11 protein-coding genes are annotated in these 15,748 nt (G+C 69.4%); all 11 read left to right on the forward strand.

The genetic code is table 11. The features are described from left to right. Position 1: 1 nt before the first annotated feature. The 11 genes from HWX07_RS16490 to HWX07_RS16540 all read left to right on the forward strand — a co-directional run bounded on the left by HWX07_RS16490 (position 2) and on the right by HWX07_RS16540 (position 15,698). Complete coding sequence (locus HWX07_RS16490) at positions 2-2,071, forward strand: pyridoxamine 5'-phosphate oxidase family protein (protein WP_175876957.1); 2,070 nt, start codon at positions 2-4, stop codon at positions 2,069-2,071. A 120-nt stretch (positions 2,072-2,191) separates the two neighbouring features. Beyond that, positions 2,192-2,395 (forward strand): DUF2970 domain-containing protein, encoded by a 204-nt coding sequence (locus HWX07_RS16495; RefSeq protein WP_006486164.1) that lies wholly within the window; start codon positions 2,192-2,194, stop codon positions 2,393-2,395. Positions 2,396-3,041: 646 nt separating this feature from the next. Beyond that, the gene (locus HWX07_RS16500; RefSeq protein WP_175876958.1) at positions 3,042-5,273 is read left to right on the forward strand and encodes a TonB-dependent siderophore receptor; all 2,232 of its coding nucleotides are present in this window, start codon (positions 3,042-3,044) and stop codon (positions 5,271-5,273) included. 59 nt (positions 5,274-5,332) lie between these two features. Next, positions 5,333-5,977, forward strand: coding sequence for a nicotinamide riboside transporter PnuC (gene pnuC / locus HWX07_RS16505; RefSeq protein WP_124547964.1), 645 nt, complete (start codon positions 5,333-5,335; stop codon positions 5,975-5,977). A 36-nt stretch (positions 5,978-6,013) separates the two neighbouring features. Further along, positions 6,014-7,204: a phosphotransferase gene (locus HWX07_RS16510; protein ID WP_175876959.1), complete on the forward strand. Its 1,191-nt coding sequence runs from the start codon at positions 6,014-6,016 to the stop codon at positions 7,202-7,204. 242 nt (positions 7,205-7,446) lie between these two features. Further along, on the forward strand, positions 7,447-8,760 hold the full coding sequence (locus tag HWX07_RS16515) for a TolC family protein (RefSeq protein WP_175876960.1): 1,314 nt from the start codon (positions 7,447-7,449) through the stop codon (positions 8,758-8,760). A gap of 26 nt (positions 8,761-8,786) precedes the next feature. Then, on the forward strand, positions 8,787-10,256 hold the full coding sequence (locus HWX07_RS16520) for an efflux RND transporter periplasmic adaptor subunit (protein WP_175876961.1): 1,470 nt from the start codon (positions 8,787-8,789) through the stop codon (positions 10,254-10,256). Continuing rightward, positions 10,249-10,389: a hypothetical protein gene (locus HWX07_RS16525; protein WP_175876962.1), complete on the forward strand. Its 141-nt coding sequence runs from the start codon at positions 10,249-10,251 to the stop codon at positions 10,387-10,389. Before HWX07_RS16520 ends, HWX07_RS16525 begins: the two co-directional genes overlap by 8 nt. Then, a complete protein-coding gene (locus tag HWX07_RS16530) occupies positions 10,382-13,594 on the forward strand; it encodes a CusA/CzcA family heavy metal efflux RND transporter (RefSeq protein WP_175876963.1) in 3,213 nt (1,070 codons plus the stop codon). The genes HWX07_RS16525 and HWX07_RS16530 overlap by 8 nt, the downstream gene beginning before the upstream one ends. Beyond that, complete coding sequence (gene irlR / locus HWX07_RS16535) at positions 13,594-14,277, forward strand: heavy metal response regulator transcription factor IrlR (protein ID WP_034205392.1); 684 nt, start codon at positions 13,594-13,596, stop codon at positions 14,275-14,277. Before HWX07_RS16530 ends, irlR begins: the two co-directional genes overlap by 1 nt. Further along, the gene (locus HWX07_RS16540; protein WP_175876964.1) at positions 14,274-15,698 is read left to right on the forward strand and encodes a heavy metal sensor histidine kinase; all 1,425 of its coding nucleotides are present in this window, start codon (positions 14,274-14,276) and stop codon (positions 15,696-15,698) included. Before irlR ends, HWX07_RS16540 begins: the two co-directional genes overlap by 4 nt. The last annotated feature ends 50 nt before the right edge of the window (positions 15,699-15,748 follow it).

A 15,748-nucleotide genomic window follows, 5' to 3' on the forward strand; every position in this document is an offset into this window, starting at 1 on the left:
GATGAATGCACCGACCGCCGTCGTCCCGGGCTGGGAACTCGATACCGCGCCATTTCATGCGGGCGAGCTTGCCGTGCAGCAGCGCGCAGGCGTGACGGACGCGGCGAGCGCGGCGGGCCGGCGCGGGATCCGGCGCTTCATGCCGGACCAGCACCGAGCGTTTTTCGCGCAACTGCCGTTCTTCGTGCTCGGGGGCATCGATGCGCACGGCCAGCCGTGGGCGACGCTGCGGGCCGGTGCGCCGGGTTTCATCACGTCGCCGGACGCCCGCACGCTGCGCATCGCGGCGCCCGCGCTGCCGGGCGATCCGCTGGCCGGTGCGTGGCAGGCGAGTGCGCCGCTGGGCGGCCTCGGAATCGAATTCGATACGCGGCGGCGCAATCGCGTGAACGGCGTCGTGCGCACGGTCGACGGCGATGCATTGACGATCGCGGTCGAGCAGAGCTTCGGCAATTGTGCGAAGTACATCCAGGGCCGCAAGCCGACCTTCGTCGCGCGGGACGTTGCGGCGTCTGTCGCGCCGGACGTGTCGGATGTGCTGAGCGACGCGGACCGCGCGCTGCTCGCGCAGGCCGATACGTTCTTCGTCGCGAGTGCGAACACATCGGCGGAGGCGGGCGCGGCCCGGGGCGCGGACGTGTCGCATCGCGGCGGGATGCCGGGCTTCGTGCGGGTCGACGATGCGCGTACGCTGACGACGCCCGATTTCAGCGGCAACCGGTTCTTCAACACGCTCGGCAACCTGCAGCACGATCCGCGCGCGGGGCTGCTGTTCATCGATTTCGACAGCGGCGATGTGCTGTATGTCGCCGCGCGCGCGGAAATCGTGTGGGACGGGCCGGTCGTTGCGTCGTTCGACGGCGCTCAGCGCGTCGTGCGTTTCCATGTGAAGGAAGTGCGGCGTGTGCGGGCCGTACTGCCGTTCCGATGGTCGGCGGTCGAGCGTGCGCCGCAGTTCGCGGCGATGGCGATGGCGGCGGTGTCGAGCGGCGCGGCGGCGACGGTCGAACCGACGCAGTCGGCGGCCGCACCCGCATTGGCGCCCGCATGGCGATCGCTGCGCATCGCGAAGATCGTCGACGAAGCGCGCGCGATCCGGTCGTTTCATTTCGAACCGGCGGATGGCGGCGCATTGCCTGCGTACGAAGCCGGGCAGCACTTGACGCTGCGCATCGCGCTACCGGGCAGCGACGCGCCGGCGGTTCGCAGCTACACGCTGTCCGATGCGCCGGGCGGCGCGCATTACCGGATCACGGTGAAGCGAGAGGGGCGCGTATCGGCGTGGTTGCACGATCACGCGCAGGCAGGCATGACGCTCGACGCGCAGATGCCGCGCGGCCGCTTCACGTTCGATCTCGCGAGCCCGCGGCCGGCCGTGTTCGTGTCGGCCGGCATCGGCATCACGCCGATGGTCGCGATGCTGCGCCGCGCGCTGGCGGACGACTCGCCGTCGCGCCGCGTCGTGTTCGTGCATGGCGCACGCGAAGCAGCCGACCGGCCGTTCGCGGCGGAACTGGCGCGCGTCGCGGCCACCGATGCCCGCCTGTCGCTTCACTGGTTCGACAGTCATCTTCGAGAAAGCTCGGCCGCGCGGCATGGCCGCATCGACATCGGGCAACTGAAGCGGGTCCTTTCTTTTGACGATTACGACTTCTACCTGTGCGGGCCGTCGGCGTTCATGCGCGACCTGTACGACGGGCTGCGCGCGCTGAACGTGCCCGACGAGCGCATCCGTTTCGAGGCGTTCGGGCCGTCGAGCGTCTCGCGCAGCGCGACCCGCGCGGCTGCCGCGCCTGCGGCGGCGAGCGTGCCGGTCGTGTTCCGGCGCACGGGGCGCGACGCCGCGTGGACGCCCGCCGACGGCACGCTGCTCGAATTCGCGGAGGGGCAGCGCGTGGCCGTGCCGTCCGAATGCCGCTCCGGTTCTTGCGGCACGTGCGCGACGCGCGTGCTGTCCGGCGCGGTCGACTACGAGCAGACGCCCGATGCGCCGGTCGAACCCGGCTGCGCGCTGCTGTGCGTCGCTCGGCCCGCGCAAGGCGCGACGGAGCCGCTCGTGCTCGACCGCTGACGCGTGTGCGACATGCCGCCGCAGATGGTCTGCTGCGCGAAAACCGTGCGCAACTGCTTCTTTTTTCGGATGCCGTCCGGATCGACGATAGCGTCAACCGATTCGATAAAGGAGCCCATCATGAAACTGCTCGGCATGGTCCGCCTGGTCCTGTGGAGTTTTTTCGGCGTGCGCAACAGCAAGGCGCACGCGACCGATCTCGCGAACGCCAACTTCACGCTGCTGCCGTTCGTGGCGATCCTGCTTGCGCTGCTGGTCGGTGCGGTCATTTACGGCGTCGTGCATCTGGTCGTCGATCCGACCGTGACGATGCAGGGGTTCTGAGCGAACGGCTGATGAACCGGTCGCGGGTCGCCATTCCCGCTCCGGTTCGAGGTCGCCCGACCGGCGGAGGAGGACGCTGGCGTCGGCGGCCGACACGCACGACGTGCATCGCGACCGCATCGCCGCCGTCGCCGCCGTCGCCGCCGTTATCGCGCCGCCCAAGCCGTCTGTCCCCGTCCCCCGTCCCCGTTCCGCCCGACTCTGCGGCCCTTCGCCCCGCCCGGGGTAAAATGCGCGCCACGCCGCGATGTCGCGCGACGGGCAGGCCGCCGTTCCGATGAACGGCCGGCGCGCGTGCCCGCCGCCCGCACCGGGGCGTTCGAAGCGTCCCCCGCATGACACGACCGCGCGAGGCAGCCGGCCAGCCGACAGGCACCCGACGAACCCGTCGGCCGCTGGGTCGGTTCCCGGCGCGTCATCCGAATCCGATGTCCCATCCTGCGTTGTTCCGACCGGTCGGCCCGCGTGCACGCCGCAGGGTCCGGTTCGTCTGATGAATATCGTGTCGACGCACGTGTCCGGTGATGGGCGCGGCGGCATTCGCGGGCGCACGTTTCGCAGCTTCCTAACGGGTTTCGGGTTTCGGGTTTCGGGTTTCGGGTTTCGGGTTTCGACAGGTCGAGTGGCGAGTTTTCCATCCAGAACAATGACGGTGAATAGAACAACAGCGGCGCCCGCACGGCGGCGGCGCGCGAAGGTCGGGCTCGGTGTCGGTCTCGGCGTCACGCTTTTCGCGGCGCAGGCTGCCGTGGCTCAGGGCGACACGCCCGCGCCGGGCGCCGAGGCGGCCGGCAACGCGACGTTGCCCGCGATCACGGTGAGCGGCGAGCGCGGCCAGCCGCTGCGCGCGCGCGAAGCGTCGGTCGCCGGGCTCGACGACGCGCCGCTGCGCGACACGCCGGCGTCGGTCAACGTGATCACACGCGCGGTGATCGACGATCAGCAGGCGAAGCGGCTGAGCGACGTCGTGCGCAACGACGCGTCGGTCGTCAACGACTATGCGCCGGTCGGCTATTTCGAAGGCTTCGCGATCCGCGGCTTTCCGGTCGATCTCGCGAGCGCGATCCGGATCGACGGGCTGACGGTGTCCGGCGAGCAGAACGTGCCGCTCGAGAACAAGGAGCGCGTCGAGATCCTGAAAGGGCTCGCGGGCATCGACAGCGGCGTCGTCGCGCCGGGCGGCGTGATCAATTTCGTGACCAAGCGTTCCGCGAACGTCGCGAGCGTGACGGGCGGCGTCGACAGCCGCGGCTCGACGTCGGCGGCCGTCGATCTCGGCCGCCGCTTCGGCCCCGATCATCAGTTCGGGTTCCGGATCAATGCGGCGAAGGAGAACATGCACTCCTATATCGACGGCACGAACGGACGGCGCACGTTCGGCTCGATCGCCGCCGACTGGGACATCAGCCCGCGCGCGAGCCTGCAGCTCAATGCCGAATTCCAGCAGTGGATCCAGCGTTCCGCGCCCGGCTACCAGTTGCTGGGCGGCACCGTCGTGCCGTCGGTCAAGACGACGTCGAAGGCGCTCGGTACGCAGCCGTGGGCGAAACCCGTGACGACCGACGCGCTGAACCTGAATGCGCGTTTCGACTACCAGTTCAACGACGACTGGAAGGCTTATATCGCCGCCGGCCGCAGCCGCACGATGATCGACGACAACAGCGCGTTCGCGTACGGCTGCTATTACGCGGCAAGCTGCGCGGCCGGCGCGACGTCGCCGTTCTTCTTCGGCGCGAACGGCGACTACGACGTGTACGACTTCCGCAGCCCCGGCGAATACCGGCGCAACGACGATCTGCGCGCGGTCACGACCGGCAAGTTCGCGACGGGGCCGCTGCGGCACGAGCTGACGCTCGGCGTGAGCGTGCAGCGCCGCGTCGTGCACATGGCGACTGCCGTGTACGACTATGTCGGCAGCGAGAACGTCTACGGACCCGACGTCACGTTTGCACCGTCGCCGAATACGCCAGGGCCCTCGTATCCGCAGCTCGATTCATGGCAGTACGGCGTGTTCGGGCTCGACCGCATCAGTATCGGCGAACACTGGCAGGTGCTCGCGGGCGGCAAGGAAGTGCTGCTGCGCCAGCGCAGCTGGAGCAGCCTCGACGGCGAGACGACGCATACCGACCGCTCGGTGTTCCTGCCGCAGGTCGCGCTCGTCTACAAGCCGGTGAACGTGCTGTCGCTGTATGCGTCGTACAGCAAGGCGCTGTCGCTCGGCGACCAGGCGCCCGTGCGCGCGACCAACGCGTATGCGTTCCTGCCGCCCGTCGAATCGCACCAGATCGAGGTCGGCGCGAAATACGACTGGCTCGACCGGCTGAGCCTCACGGCCGCCGTGTTCTCGATCAGCAAGCCGTTCCAGTTCGCGGACCCGGATGCATCGGGCACGAGCTATACGTTCGTGCAGCGCGGCACCCAGCGCCACCAGGGGATCGAACTCGGCGCGGCCGGGCGCGTGACCGAGCGGCTGGGCCTGACGGCCAGCGTCGCGGCGATTCGCGCCCGCGCGGTCGATTCGGGGTCGCCCGCATACGAAGGGCACCAGATCATCAACGTGCCCGCGCTGCGCGCGTCGCTGTACGCGGACTACGCGGTGCCGGGCGTCGCGGGCCTGAACGTGCTCGGCGGCGTGGAATACAGCGCGGCGCGCAACGCCAACGAGGAAGGCACCGCGCGCGTGCCGTCGTGGTTCGTGTTCAATCTCGGCGCGCGTTATACGACGAAGATCGGCGGCCATCGCACGGTGTTGCGCGTGTCGGTGGACAATCTGTTCAACAAGTTCTACTGGCGCGACGCCGGCGAGCAGCAGGGCGATGCGTACCTGTTCCCCGGTGCGCCGCGCACCGCGCGTGTATCGTTGACCTATGATTTCTGACCGACCGGGTTCGGCCGCGTGACGCGCGGCCCCGGCAGCCTCTCAGGAGAGCACAGACGATGTCCCCACTCGAAATCGCCGGCGTGATCGTCAGCGCGCTCGCGATCTGGCTGACCGCGAAGCGGCGCATGCTGTGCTGGCCGGTTGGCCTCGCGTCGGTCGCGTTGTACGGCTGGATCTTCTTCGATGCGAAGCTGTACTCGGACATGCTGCTGCAGGGCGCGTTCGCGGTGCTGCAGGTGTACGGCTGGCAGCGCTGGCTCGCGCAGCGCGCGAGCGAGGCGGGCGGTGGTGCCGACGGCGGGGCTGCGCCAGCCGGCGACGTCGCGCCCGTGACCGGCGTGCGGCCGCTCAGGATGCTGCCCGACCTGATCGCAGCGGTCATCGGCAGTGCGCTGCTCGGCGGGATGATGGCGCGCTGGACCGATGCGGCGCTGCCGTTCGTCGATGCGTCGCTGACCGCGTTCAGCCTCGTCGCCCAATACTGGACCGCGCGGCGCTACATCGCGTCGTGGGGGCTGTGGATCATCGTGAACGTCGTGTACGTCGGGATGTTCGTGTTCAAGGAGCTGTATCTGACTGCCGGGCTCTATGCGCTGTTCATCGGGCTGGCCGTCGTCGGCTGGCGCGACTGGAGCCGCACGGCCGCCGCATTGCGCGCGGCCGCTGGCGGCCCGCTCGCATCGGGCGGCGGCGCGCGCTGATCCGCGCACGGATTCAACCACGGAGCAACGTCGTTCATGTCATTCCCCCTCGAGCCGGACGGCCCCCTGTCGCGCGACGTCGCACCGCCGCAATTCGGCGTGGACGGCGAGCAGGCCGAACGCGACTGGCCGCTGATCACGCACGACGAGGTGGCGGCCGTGCTCGCGCGGATCGACGGCGCGGGCGAGCCGGTGCGGCTGACGTGGCACAGCCCGCGGCAGTTCGCGGCAGCGGTGCTGGTGCGGATGGCGGACGGGCGCGGGTTGTTCGTCAAGCGTCATCACGCGAGCCTGCGCGACGTCGCGGGGCTCGAGGAAGAGCATCGCTTCATCGCGCATCTGCGTGAACGCGGGATGCCGGTGGTGGACGTGCTGGCCGATCGTCACGGTGCAACCGCGTTCGCGTGCGGCGAGTGGACGTACGAGGTGCACGTGCTCGCGCCCGGCGTCGATCCGTATCGCGGCGTGATGTCGTGGCAGCCGTTCATGCATCCTTCGCATGCGTATGCGGCCGGCCGTGCGCTGGCCGAACTCCATCGCGCGTCGGCCGGCTACGATGCGCCCGCGCGGCCCGTGCGCACGCTGCTGTCGAGTTTTCGGGTGCTGTCGTCCGCCGATCTGGCGGACGCGCTCGAACGCTGGGTCGATGCGCAGCCGCTGCTGGTGCGCGCGCTCGGCTCGCGCGACTGGCGCGGCGACGTGGCCGATGCGATCGGCCCGTATCACGCGCGCCTCGTGCCGTTGCTGCCCACGTTGACGCCGCTGTGGACGCACGGCGACTGGCACGCGTCGAACCTGCTGTGGACCGATGCGGGGCCTGGTGCGCAGGTGCGGACGGTGCTCGATTTCGGGCTGTCGGATCGCACCTGCGCGGTGATGGATCTCGCGCTCGCGATCGAGCGCAATACGGTCGACTGGATGGCGCCGGCCGATGCGCGGCGCGTCGAATACGAGCAGATCGACGCGCTGCTCGACGGCTATGAATCGCTCGAACCGCTGAGCGACGATGCGTATGCGGCGCTCGTCGCGCTGTTGCCGATCGTGCATACGGAGTTCGCGCTGTCGGAAGTCGCGTATTTCGGCTGCATCATCGATGCGCCGGCGATCGTGGATATCGCGTACGACGGTTACCTGATCGGGCATGCGCGGTGGTTTGGTGAACGCGACGGGCGGCAACTGCTCGACTGGCTCGTGCAGCGGCGGCGGGGGAAGCAACGCATCACCTGATTCACACGCAGGGCGTGTGGTCTGCGCGTCTCGATTCTCCGAACCTCTGTATTCTTTCGTGCGGCCATCGCACCGCGCGGTCACCGAATCTTCCTGATCGTCGAAAGGGGACGCCGTTCCCACAGGGCACCGCACGCCTGCGTACGGTTGCGCCCAACATGACGGAAATATCATCTTCGCCTCATGTTCGCACTGCGGCCGGTCCGTAGCATCGGTCGCGAACCGTTACCGCAGAACCGAACATGCTCAAGCTCAACCTCGCCGCGGCCATCGTTTTCGCGACGGCCGCGACGGCTCATGCGCAGCCATCGCTGTCGCCGGGGCCGGGCGCCGCTGCCGCCAGCAGCGCGACGCCGATCGGCGCTCTCCCCTCCGATACGCTCCCCGCATCGTCACTGACGCTCTCCGATGCGCTCGCGGTCGCGGCCCGGAACAATCCGGCGCTGCGCGGCGCGCGCGCGGATGTCGATGCGTCGGCCGGCGCGCTGATGCAGGCCGGCGCGCGCCCCAACCCCGAGGTGTCGTTCCTGCAGGAAGGCTTCAGCCGCGCCGAACGCACGTCCACTGCGCTGATCAACCAGACCATCGAACTGGGCGGCAAGCGCCGCGCGCGGCTCGACGTGGCGTCGTACGGCCGCGAGGCGGCCAACGCGTCGCTCGACGAGCAGGGCGCGGCCGTGCGTGCCGACGTGATCGCCGCGTTCTATGGGCTGCTCGCCGCGCAGCGCCAGCTTCAGGTGACCGAGGAATCGGCCGCGATCGCCGCGCGCTCGGCGGATCTCGCGGGGCGTCGCGCGCAGGCCGGCAAGGTGTCGCCGGTCGAGGCAACCAAGGCGCAGGTGGCGGCGGCCGGCGTGCAGATCGAAGTCGTGACCGCGCGCGGCCGTGTCGAGGTCGCGCGCGAAAAGCTGAACGCGGTGATGGGCGAAGCGCGCGATGACCGCCTTGCGGCGCGCGGCGACCTGGAAACCGTGCCGCCGGTCGAGCCGCTGTCCGCGCTGACCGTGCAGCTCGACGATGCGCCGCTCGCGCGGGTCGCGCGTGCCGAGATGCTGCGTTCGAACGCAGCCGTGTCGCTGGAGCGCGCGCGGCGCATTCCGGACGTGACGGTCAGCGCGGGCTTCAAGCGCGTGACCACGGGCGGCGTGCCCGACAACCAGGCCGTGGTCGGCGTATCGATCCCGATTCCGCTGTTCAACACGAACAAGGGCGCGCTGCTCGAGGCGACGCACAAGGCCGAGCGCGCGAACGCCGATCTCGATCGCGAACGCACGCGTCTGCGGCTGGAACTGACGCAGGCATACGCGAATTTCGAGGCCGCGGAGCAGGAAGCGCAGCGGCTGAAGTCCGACATCCTGCCGGCCGCGCGTCTCGCGCTCGATGCGATGTCGCGCGGCTACGAACTCGGGAAGTTCAGCTTCCTCGACGTGCTCGACGCGCAGCGCACGCTGTTCCAGGGGCAGTCGCAATACGTGCGTGCGCTCGCCGGCGCCCATGCGGCCCGCGCCGATATCGGCCGGCTCGTCGGCACGCCGCTCGCGGCCGTCGCGCAATGAGCGCCCCTCTTACCTGAAGGATCATCATGTTACGCAGCAGAATCTTCGTTATTGCGGCGGCCGTGCTCGGCGGCGCAGGGATCGTGATCGGCGCGCTCGCCGTCACGCGGGGCGGCAGCAGCGCATCGGCGCCGCCGGCCGCCGATGCCGCGCAGCCGGCCGAGGGCGCAGGTGCGCGCGGCGGTGTCGTGCTGAAGCGCGGCAAGCTGTCCGTCGAGATCGTGATGACGGAAAAGCCTGGCGACGCGCGGCTCGTCGTCTATCCGTTCGTCGACGGCAAGCCGGTGGACAAGGGCGTGACCGTGTCCGGCACGCTGGTGCGGTACGACCGCACGCACGAGCCGTTGCGATTCGACGCGGCCGGCCAGAAGTTCGTGTCCGCGCAGTCGATCGCGAAGCCGCACGTGTTCGATGCGACGATCGACGTAAAGGCCGGCAACGACGCCGCGTCGTTCCCGTTCGCACGCGCCGACGGCGCGATCGCGCTGACCGACGCACAACTGGCGACGTCGAGGATCGCGCTCGCGAAAGCCGGCCCCGCGCAGATCGCGACGCCGTTCCAGCTTCCCGGCGAAATCAAGTTCAACGAGGATCGCACCGCGCACGTGGTGCCGCGCGTGGCCGGCATCGTCGAGCAGGTGTCGGTGTCGCTGGGGCAGAACGTCGCGAAAGGGCAGGTGCTCGCCGTGATCGCGAGCACCGATCTCGCCGACCGCCGCAGCGAGCTGTTGACGGCCGAGCGCCGGCTGTCGGGTGCGCGCGCAACCTACGAACGCGAACGCACGCTGTGGAAGGAGCGTATCTCTGCCGAGCAGGATTACCAGCAGGCGCAGGTGCAGTTGCGCGAGGCCGAGATCGCCGTGCAGAACGCGCGGCAGAAGCTCGCCGCGCTGAATGCGCCGGTCGGCGCGGGCGCGCTGAACCGTTATGAACTGCGCGCGCCGTTCGCGGGCACGATCGTCGAGAAGCATGCGACGCCGGGCGAGGCGATTGCCGCCGACGCGAGCATGTTCGTGATCTCCGACCTGTCGACCGTATGGGCCGAGATGGCGGTGCCCGCGCAGCGGCTCAACGACGTGCGCGTCGGTCGCGATGCCACGGTGAGCGCGACCGCGTTCGAATCGCGTTCGAGCGGCCCGATCGCGTACGTGGGGTCGCTGCTCGGCGAGCAGACGCGCACCGCGCCGGCGCGTGTCGTGCTGCCGAACCCGGACCGCGTGTGGCGCCCGGGAATGTTCGTGAACGTGTCGGTCGACGCGGGCAGGCAGGCCGTGCCGCTCGCGGTCGCGAGCGACGCGTTGCAGGACGTCGACGGTGCGCCGTCGGTGTTCGTGCGCTCGCCGAAGGGCTTCGTCGCGCAGGCCGTCGAAACGGGGCGGCGCGACGAACGCGCGACCGAGGTGTTGAAGGGGCTCAAGCCTGGGCAGGAATACGCGGCGTCGAACAGCTTCGTGCTGAAGGCGGAGCTCGGCAAGGGGAGCGCGGAACATGAATGAGCAATACGCGTGCGCCGTGGCGCGACTGGCGGCCCGCTATGCGGCCTGCTTCCCGATCCGCCGGGTGACCGGCCGCGCGGCCCGGCCGGTGCGGCCGACCATGCTCCGTTTCAAGGAATCCCGACATGTTTGAGCGCCTGATCCGCTTTGCGATTGCGCATCGCTGGCTGGTGATGCTGGCGATCGCGGCCGTGGCCGCGCTCGGCGTGTTCAGCTACCAGCGGCTGCCGATCGACGCGGTGCCCGACATCACGAACGTGCAGGTGCAGATCAACACGTCCGCGCCCGGCTACTCGCCGCTCGAGGCCGAGCAGCGCATCACCTATCCGGTCGAGACCGTGATGGCCGGGCTGCCGGGGCTGGAGCAGACGCGCTCGATCTCGCGCTACGGGCTGTCGCAGGTCACCGTCATCTTCAAGGACGGCACCGACATCTACTTCGCCCGGCAGCTCGTCAACGAGCGCATCCAGGAAGCGAAGGACAAGCTGCCGGCCGGTATCGCGCCCGCGATGGGGCCGACGTCGACCGGCCTCGGCGAGATCTACCTGTGGACCGTCGAGGCCGACGCCAACGCGCGCAAGCCCGACGGCACGCGCTATACGGCGGCCGACCTGCGCGAGCTGCAGGACTGGGTCGTGCGGCCGCAACTGCGCAACGTGCGCGGCGTGACCGAGGTCAACTCGATCGGCGGCTACGTGAAGGAATACCGCGTCGCGCCGAATCCGGCGAAGCTGATGTCATACGGGCTGACGCTTGCCGACGTCGTGCGCGCGCTGGAGCGCAACAACGACAACGTCGGCGCCGGCTACATCGAAAAGCGCGGCGAGCAGTATCTGGTGCGCGTGCCGGGCCAGGCGCGCACCGTCGACGACATCGCGAACATCGTGCTGACCAACGTCGGCGGCGTCCCGGTGCGGATGAAGGACGTCGGCGCGGTCGACATCGGCCGCGAACTGCGCACCGGCGCCGCGACGTCGAACGGCGAGGAAGTCGTGCTCGGCACGGTGTTCATGCTGATGGGCGAGAACAGCCGGACGGTGTCGAAGGCCGTCGCCGCGAAGATGGAGGACGTGAACCGCACGCTGCCGGCCGGCGTGAAGGCGATTCCGGTGTACGACCGCACGGTGCTGGTCGAGAAGGCCGTCGCCACCGTGAAGAAGAACCTGCTCGAAGGCGCGGTGCTCGTGATCGCCGTGCTGTTCCTGTTCCTCGGCAACATCCGCGCGGCGCTGATCACCGCGCTCGTGATTCCGCTGTCGATGCTGATGACCTTCACGGGGATGGTCAACGCGAAGGTGAGCGCGAACCTGATGAGCCTCGGCGCGCTCGACTTCGGGATCATCGTCGACGGCGCGGTGGTGATCGTCGAGAACTGCGTGCGGCGGCTCGCGCATGCGCAGTCGGCGGCCGGCCGGCCGCTCACGCGCGACGAGCGTTTCGCCGAAGTGTTCGGCGCATCGCAGGAGGCGCGCCGCGCGCTGATCTTCGGGCAACTGATCATCATGGTCGTGTATCTGCCGATCTTTGCGCTGACCGGCGTCGAAGGCAAGATGTTCCACCCGATGGCGATCACCGTCGTGATGGCGCTCGCCGCCGCGATGGTGCTGACCGTCACGTTCATTCCGGCGGCCGTTGCGTTGTTCATCGGCGAGCGGGTCGAGGAGAAGGAGAACCGGTTGATGGGCTGGGCGCGCCGAGCGTACGAGCCGGTGCTCGCCGCGTTCATGACGCGCCCGGCGCGCGTGATGATCGGGGCGGGCGCGATCGTGCTGGTCACGCTCGGGCTCGCGACGCGGCTGGGCAGCGAGTTCATTCCGAGCCTCAACGAGGGCGATCTGGCCGTGTCCGCGCTGCGGATTCCCGGCACGAGCCTGTCGCAGTCGGTCGAGATGCAGAAGTCGATCGAGAAGACGCTGAAGGCGCGCTTTCCCGAGATCGAGCGCGTGTTCGCACGCACCGGCACGGCCGAGATCGCGGCCGACCCGATGCCGCCGAACCTGTCGGACGGCTACATCATGCTGAAGCCCGCCGATACGTGGCCCGACCCGAAGAAGCCGCGCGACCAGCTCGTGCGCGAGATCGAGGACGCGCTCGCCGAGCTGCCGGGCAACGCGTACGAGTTCTCGCAGCCGATCCAGCTGCGCTTCAACGAGCTGATCTCGGGCGTGCGCAGCGACGTCGCCGTGAAGATCTTCGGCGACGACATGGCCGTGCTGAACCAGACCGGCGAGCAGATCGCGGCCGCGTTGCAGAAGGTGCCGGGCGCGTCGGAGGTCAAGGTCGAGCAGACCACGGGCCTGCCGGTGCTGACCGTCAACCTCGACCGCGACAAGCTCGCGCGCTACGGCGTGAGCGTCGCCGACCTGCAGGACTCGGTGGCCGCGGCCGTCGGCGGGCAGAAGGCCGGCACGCTGTTCCAGGGCGACCGCCGCTTCGACATCGTCGTGCGATTGCCCGACGAACTGCGCTCCGACATCGAGGCGATCAAGCGGCTGCCGATCGCGCTGCCCGCGCCGGCCGCCGGCGCCAGCGCGCCGCTCGCGGCGGCGCCGTACGTGCCGCTCGCGGAGCTCGCGACGATCGACGTGGCCCCCGGCCCGAATCAGATCAGCCGCGAGGACGGCAAGCGGCGGGTGGTCGTCAGCGCGAACGTGCGCGGCCGCGACGTCGGCTCGTTCGTCGCCGATGCGCGCGAGCAGTTGCAGCAGGACGTGCGCGTGCCGGCCGGGTACTGGGTATCGTGGGGCGGGCAGTTCGAGCAGCTGCAAAGCGCGAGCGAGCGCCTGAAGCTCGTCGTGCCGCTCGCGCTGTTCATGGTTTTCGTGCTGCTGTTCGTGATGTTCAACAACGTGAAGGACGGGCTGCTGGTGTTCACCGGCATTCCGTTCGCGCTGAGCGGCGGCGTCGTATCGCTGTGGCTGCGCGGGATTCCGCTGTCGATCACGGCGGCGGTCGGCTTCATCGCGCTGTCCGGCGTGGCCGTGCTCAACGGTCTCGTGATGATCTCGTTCATCCGCAACCTGCGCGACGAAGGCATGCCGCTCGATGCCGCGGTGCACGACGGCGCGCTCACGCGGCTGCGGCCCGTGCTGATGACCGCGCTGGTCGCGTCGCTCGGTTTCCTGCCGATGGCGTTCGCGACCGGCACCGGCGCCGAGGTGCAGCGCCCGCTTGCGACGGTCGTGATCGGCGGTATCCTGTCGTCCACGGCGCTGACGCTGCTGGTGCTGCCGGTGCTGTACCGGGTCAGCCATGCGGTGTCGTGGCGCGCGGCGTTGCGCGGCGGTTTCGGCGCGAGCGTGCTGCGCCGGCTGGGTTTCTTCAAGGGTAATGCGTGATGCGAATTCTGATTGTCGAGGATGAACCGAAGACGGGCGCGTATCTGCGCAAGGGCCTGACCGAGGCCGGCTACGTCGTCGACTGGGTCGAGGACGGCATCACGGGCCAGCACCAGGCCGAAACGGAGGAGTACGACCTGCTCGTGCTCGACGTGATGCTGCCCGGGCAGGACGGCTGGACGCTGCTGCAGAACCTGCGGCGCAGCAAGTCGACGCCCGTGCTGTTCCTCACCGCGCGCGACGACGTGGGCGACCGCGTGAAGGGGCTCGAGCTCGGCGCGGACGACTATCTCGCGAAGCCGTTCGACTTCGTCGAGCTGACCGCACGCATCAAGTCGATCCTGCGGCGCGGCCAGCCGCGCGATTCGAACACGCTGCGCGTGGCCGATCTCGAACTCGACCTGACGCGCCGCAAGGCCACGCGGCAGGGCGACACGATCCTGCTGACCGCGAAGGAGTTCGCGCTGCTGTGGCTGCTGATGCGTCGCGAAGGGGAGATCCTGCCGCGCGCGACGATCGCGTCGCAGGTATGGGACATGAACTTCAACAGCGACACGAACGTCGTCGATTCGGCGATCCGCCGGCTGCGCTCGAAGATCGACGATGCGTACGAACCGAAGCTGATCCACACGGTGCGCGGGATGGGCTACGTGCTCGAAACGCGCGGCGGCGCGGCCGCATGATCGCGCGCCTGCTGCCGCGGACGCTGCGCGGCCGGCTGACCGCGCTGATTATCCTGTCGACGTCGGTGATCCTCGCGTCGAGCGGCGTCGCACTGTACGAAGCGCTGAGCAACCGCGTCGAGACGACCGCGGCCGAGCAGATGGCCGGCATCTCCGCCGCATTGGGGGCGCACCTGGCCGAGGCGCGCGCGACGGCCGACGTCGCGCGCAACCCCGATATCTGGATCGACCAGTTGCACGGGCATCCGAACATGGATCTCGCGATCTTCGATGCAAGCGGCGCGCGCCTGGTCGGCACGCCCGGCTTCCGTCCGTACGCGCCGCTGCTGTCGATGAACGCCGGGCGCGCGCCGGTCGGCGTCGCACCGCCCGGCGCGCGGCACCAGTATCTGTTGACTACCGTCCCGCTCGCCGGCGCGGGTGCGCCGGTGGTGCGCGTCGCCGTGCAGTACGACCGCAGCGCCGACATGCTGCTGTTGCGCACGCATGCCTATACGATCGTCGTGATCCAGGTGTTCGGCGTGGTGATCGCGGCCGCGATCGCGTACGGCATCGCCGCGCTCGGGCTGAGCCCGCTGCGGCGGTTCGCGGCGCGCGCGGAGCAGATGTCGTCGAGCCGGCTCGCGCATCCGCTGCCGGAACTCGATACGTCCGGCGAGCTGAAGGAGCTCGAGCATGCGTTCAACGGGATGCTCGCGCGGCTGAACGAATCGTTCACGCGGCTGAGCCAGTTCTCGTCGAATCTCGCGCACGACATGCGCACGCCGCTGACCAACCTGCAGGCGGCCGCGCAGGTCGTGCTGTCGCAACCGCGCGGTGCGGACGAATACCGGAGCGTGATCGAGTCGAGCATCGACGAATACCAGCGGCTGTCGCGGATGATCGAGGACATGCTGTTTCTCGCGCGTTCGGAACAGGCCGGCACGTCGATCGATGTGCGGCGCCTGAACGCGGCGGAGGAGGCGGAGCGGGTGGCCGGCTACTACGAGCCGCTGGCGGAAGACGAAGGTGTGACCGTGAAGGTCGACGGCCACGCATGGGTCGATGCGGACCTGACGCTGTATCAGCGCGCGTTGAGCAACTTGCTGTCGAATGCACTGACCTATGCGCCGCGCGGCAGCGTCGTGACGATCGATTGCGTCGAGCAGGGCGGCGCGACGACGATCGCCGTGTCCGATACGGGGCCCGGCATCGACGCCGAGCATGTCGGGCGGATTTTCGAGCGCTTTTATCGCGTCGATCCGTCGCGGCACAATTCGGCGTCGGGCACGGGGCTCGGCCTCGCGATCGTCCGGTCGATCATGGACAATCACGGCGGCGAATGCGGCGTCGACAGCGAGCCGGGCCGCCGCACGACCTTCTGGCTGCGCTTTCCGCGACGGCCGGCCGAACCTAAGCGGCCGGCCGCCATCGGCACCTGACAGCGCGGGCGGGAACGCCCGCGCGTTCGCCGCGAGGCAGCCGCGCGCGA

Origin of the sequence: Burkholderia sp. BCC0097, from assembly GCF_902832985.1 — a bacterium.
GTDB classification, from domain to species: domain Bacteria; phylum Pseudomonadota; class Gammaproteobacteria; order Burkholderiales; family Burkholderiaceae; genus Burkholderia; species Burkholderia orbicola.

Coding starts and splice junctions, on each gene's coding strand:
- HWX07_RS16490 (WP_175876957.1), top strand. CDS start 2: ATGAATGCACCGACCGCCGTCGTCCCGGGCTGGGAACTCGATACCGCG.
- HWX07_RS16495 (WP_006486164.1), top strand. CDS start 2,192: ATGAAACTGCTCGGCATGGTCCGCCTGGTCCTGTGGAGTTTTTTCGGC.
- HWX07_RS16500 (WP_175876958.1), top strand. CDS start 3,042: ATGACGGTGAATAGAACAACAGCGGCGCCCGCACGGCGGCGGCGCGCG.
- pnuC (WP_124547964.1), top strand. CDS start 5,333: ATGTCCCCACTCGAAATCGCCGGCGTGATCGTCAGCGCGCTCGCGATC.
- HWX07_RS16510 (WP_175876959.1), top strand. CDS start 6,014: ATGTCATTCCCCCTCGAGCCGGACGGCCCCCTGTCGCGCGACGTCGCA.
- HWX07_RS16515 (WP_175876960.1), top strand. CDS start 7,447: ATGCTCAAGCTCAACCTCGCCGCGGCCATCGTTTTCGCGACGGCCGCG.
- HWX07_RS16520 (WP_175876961.1), top strand. CDS start 8,787: ATGTTACGCAGCAGAATCTTCGTTATTGCGGCGGCCGTGCTCGGCGGC.
- HWX07_RS16525 (WP_175876962.1), top strand. CDS start 10,249: ATGAATGAGCAATACGCGTGCGCCGTGGCGCGACTGGCGGCCCGCTAT.
- HWX07_RS16530 (WP_175876963.1), top strand. CDS start 10,382: ATGTTTGAGCGCCTGATCCGCTTTGCGATTGCGCATCGCTGGCTGGTG.
- irlR (WP_034205392.1), top strand. CDS start 13,594: ATGCGAATTCTGATTGTCGAGGATGAACCGAAGACGGGCGCGTATCTG.
- HWX07_RS16540 (WP_175876964.1), top strand. CDS start 14,274: ATGATCGCGCGCCTGCTGCCGCGGACGCTGCGCGGCCGGCTGACCGCG.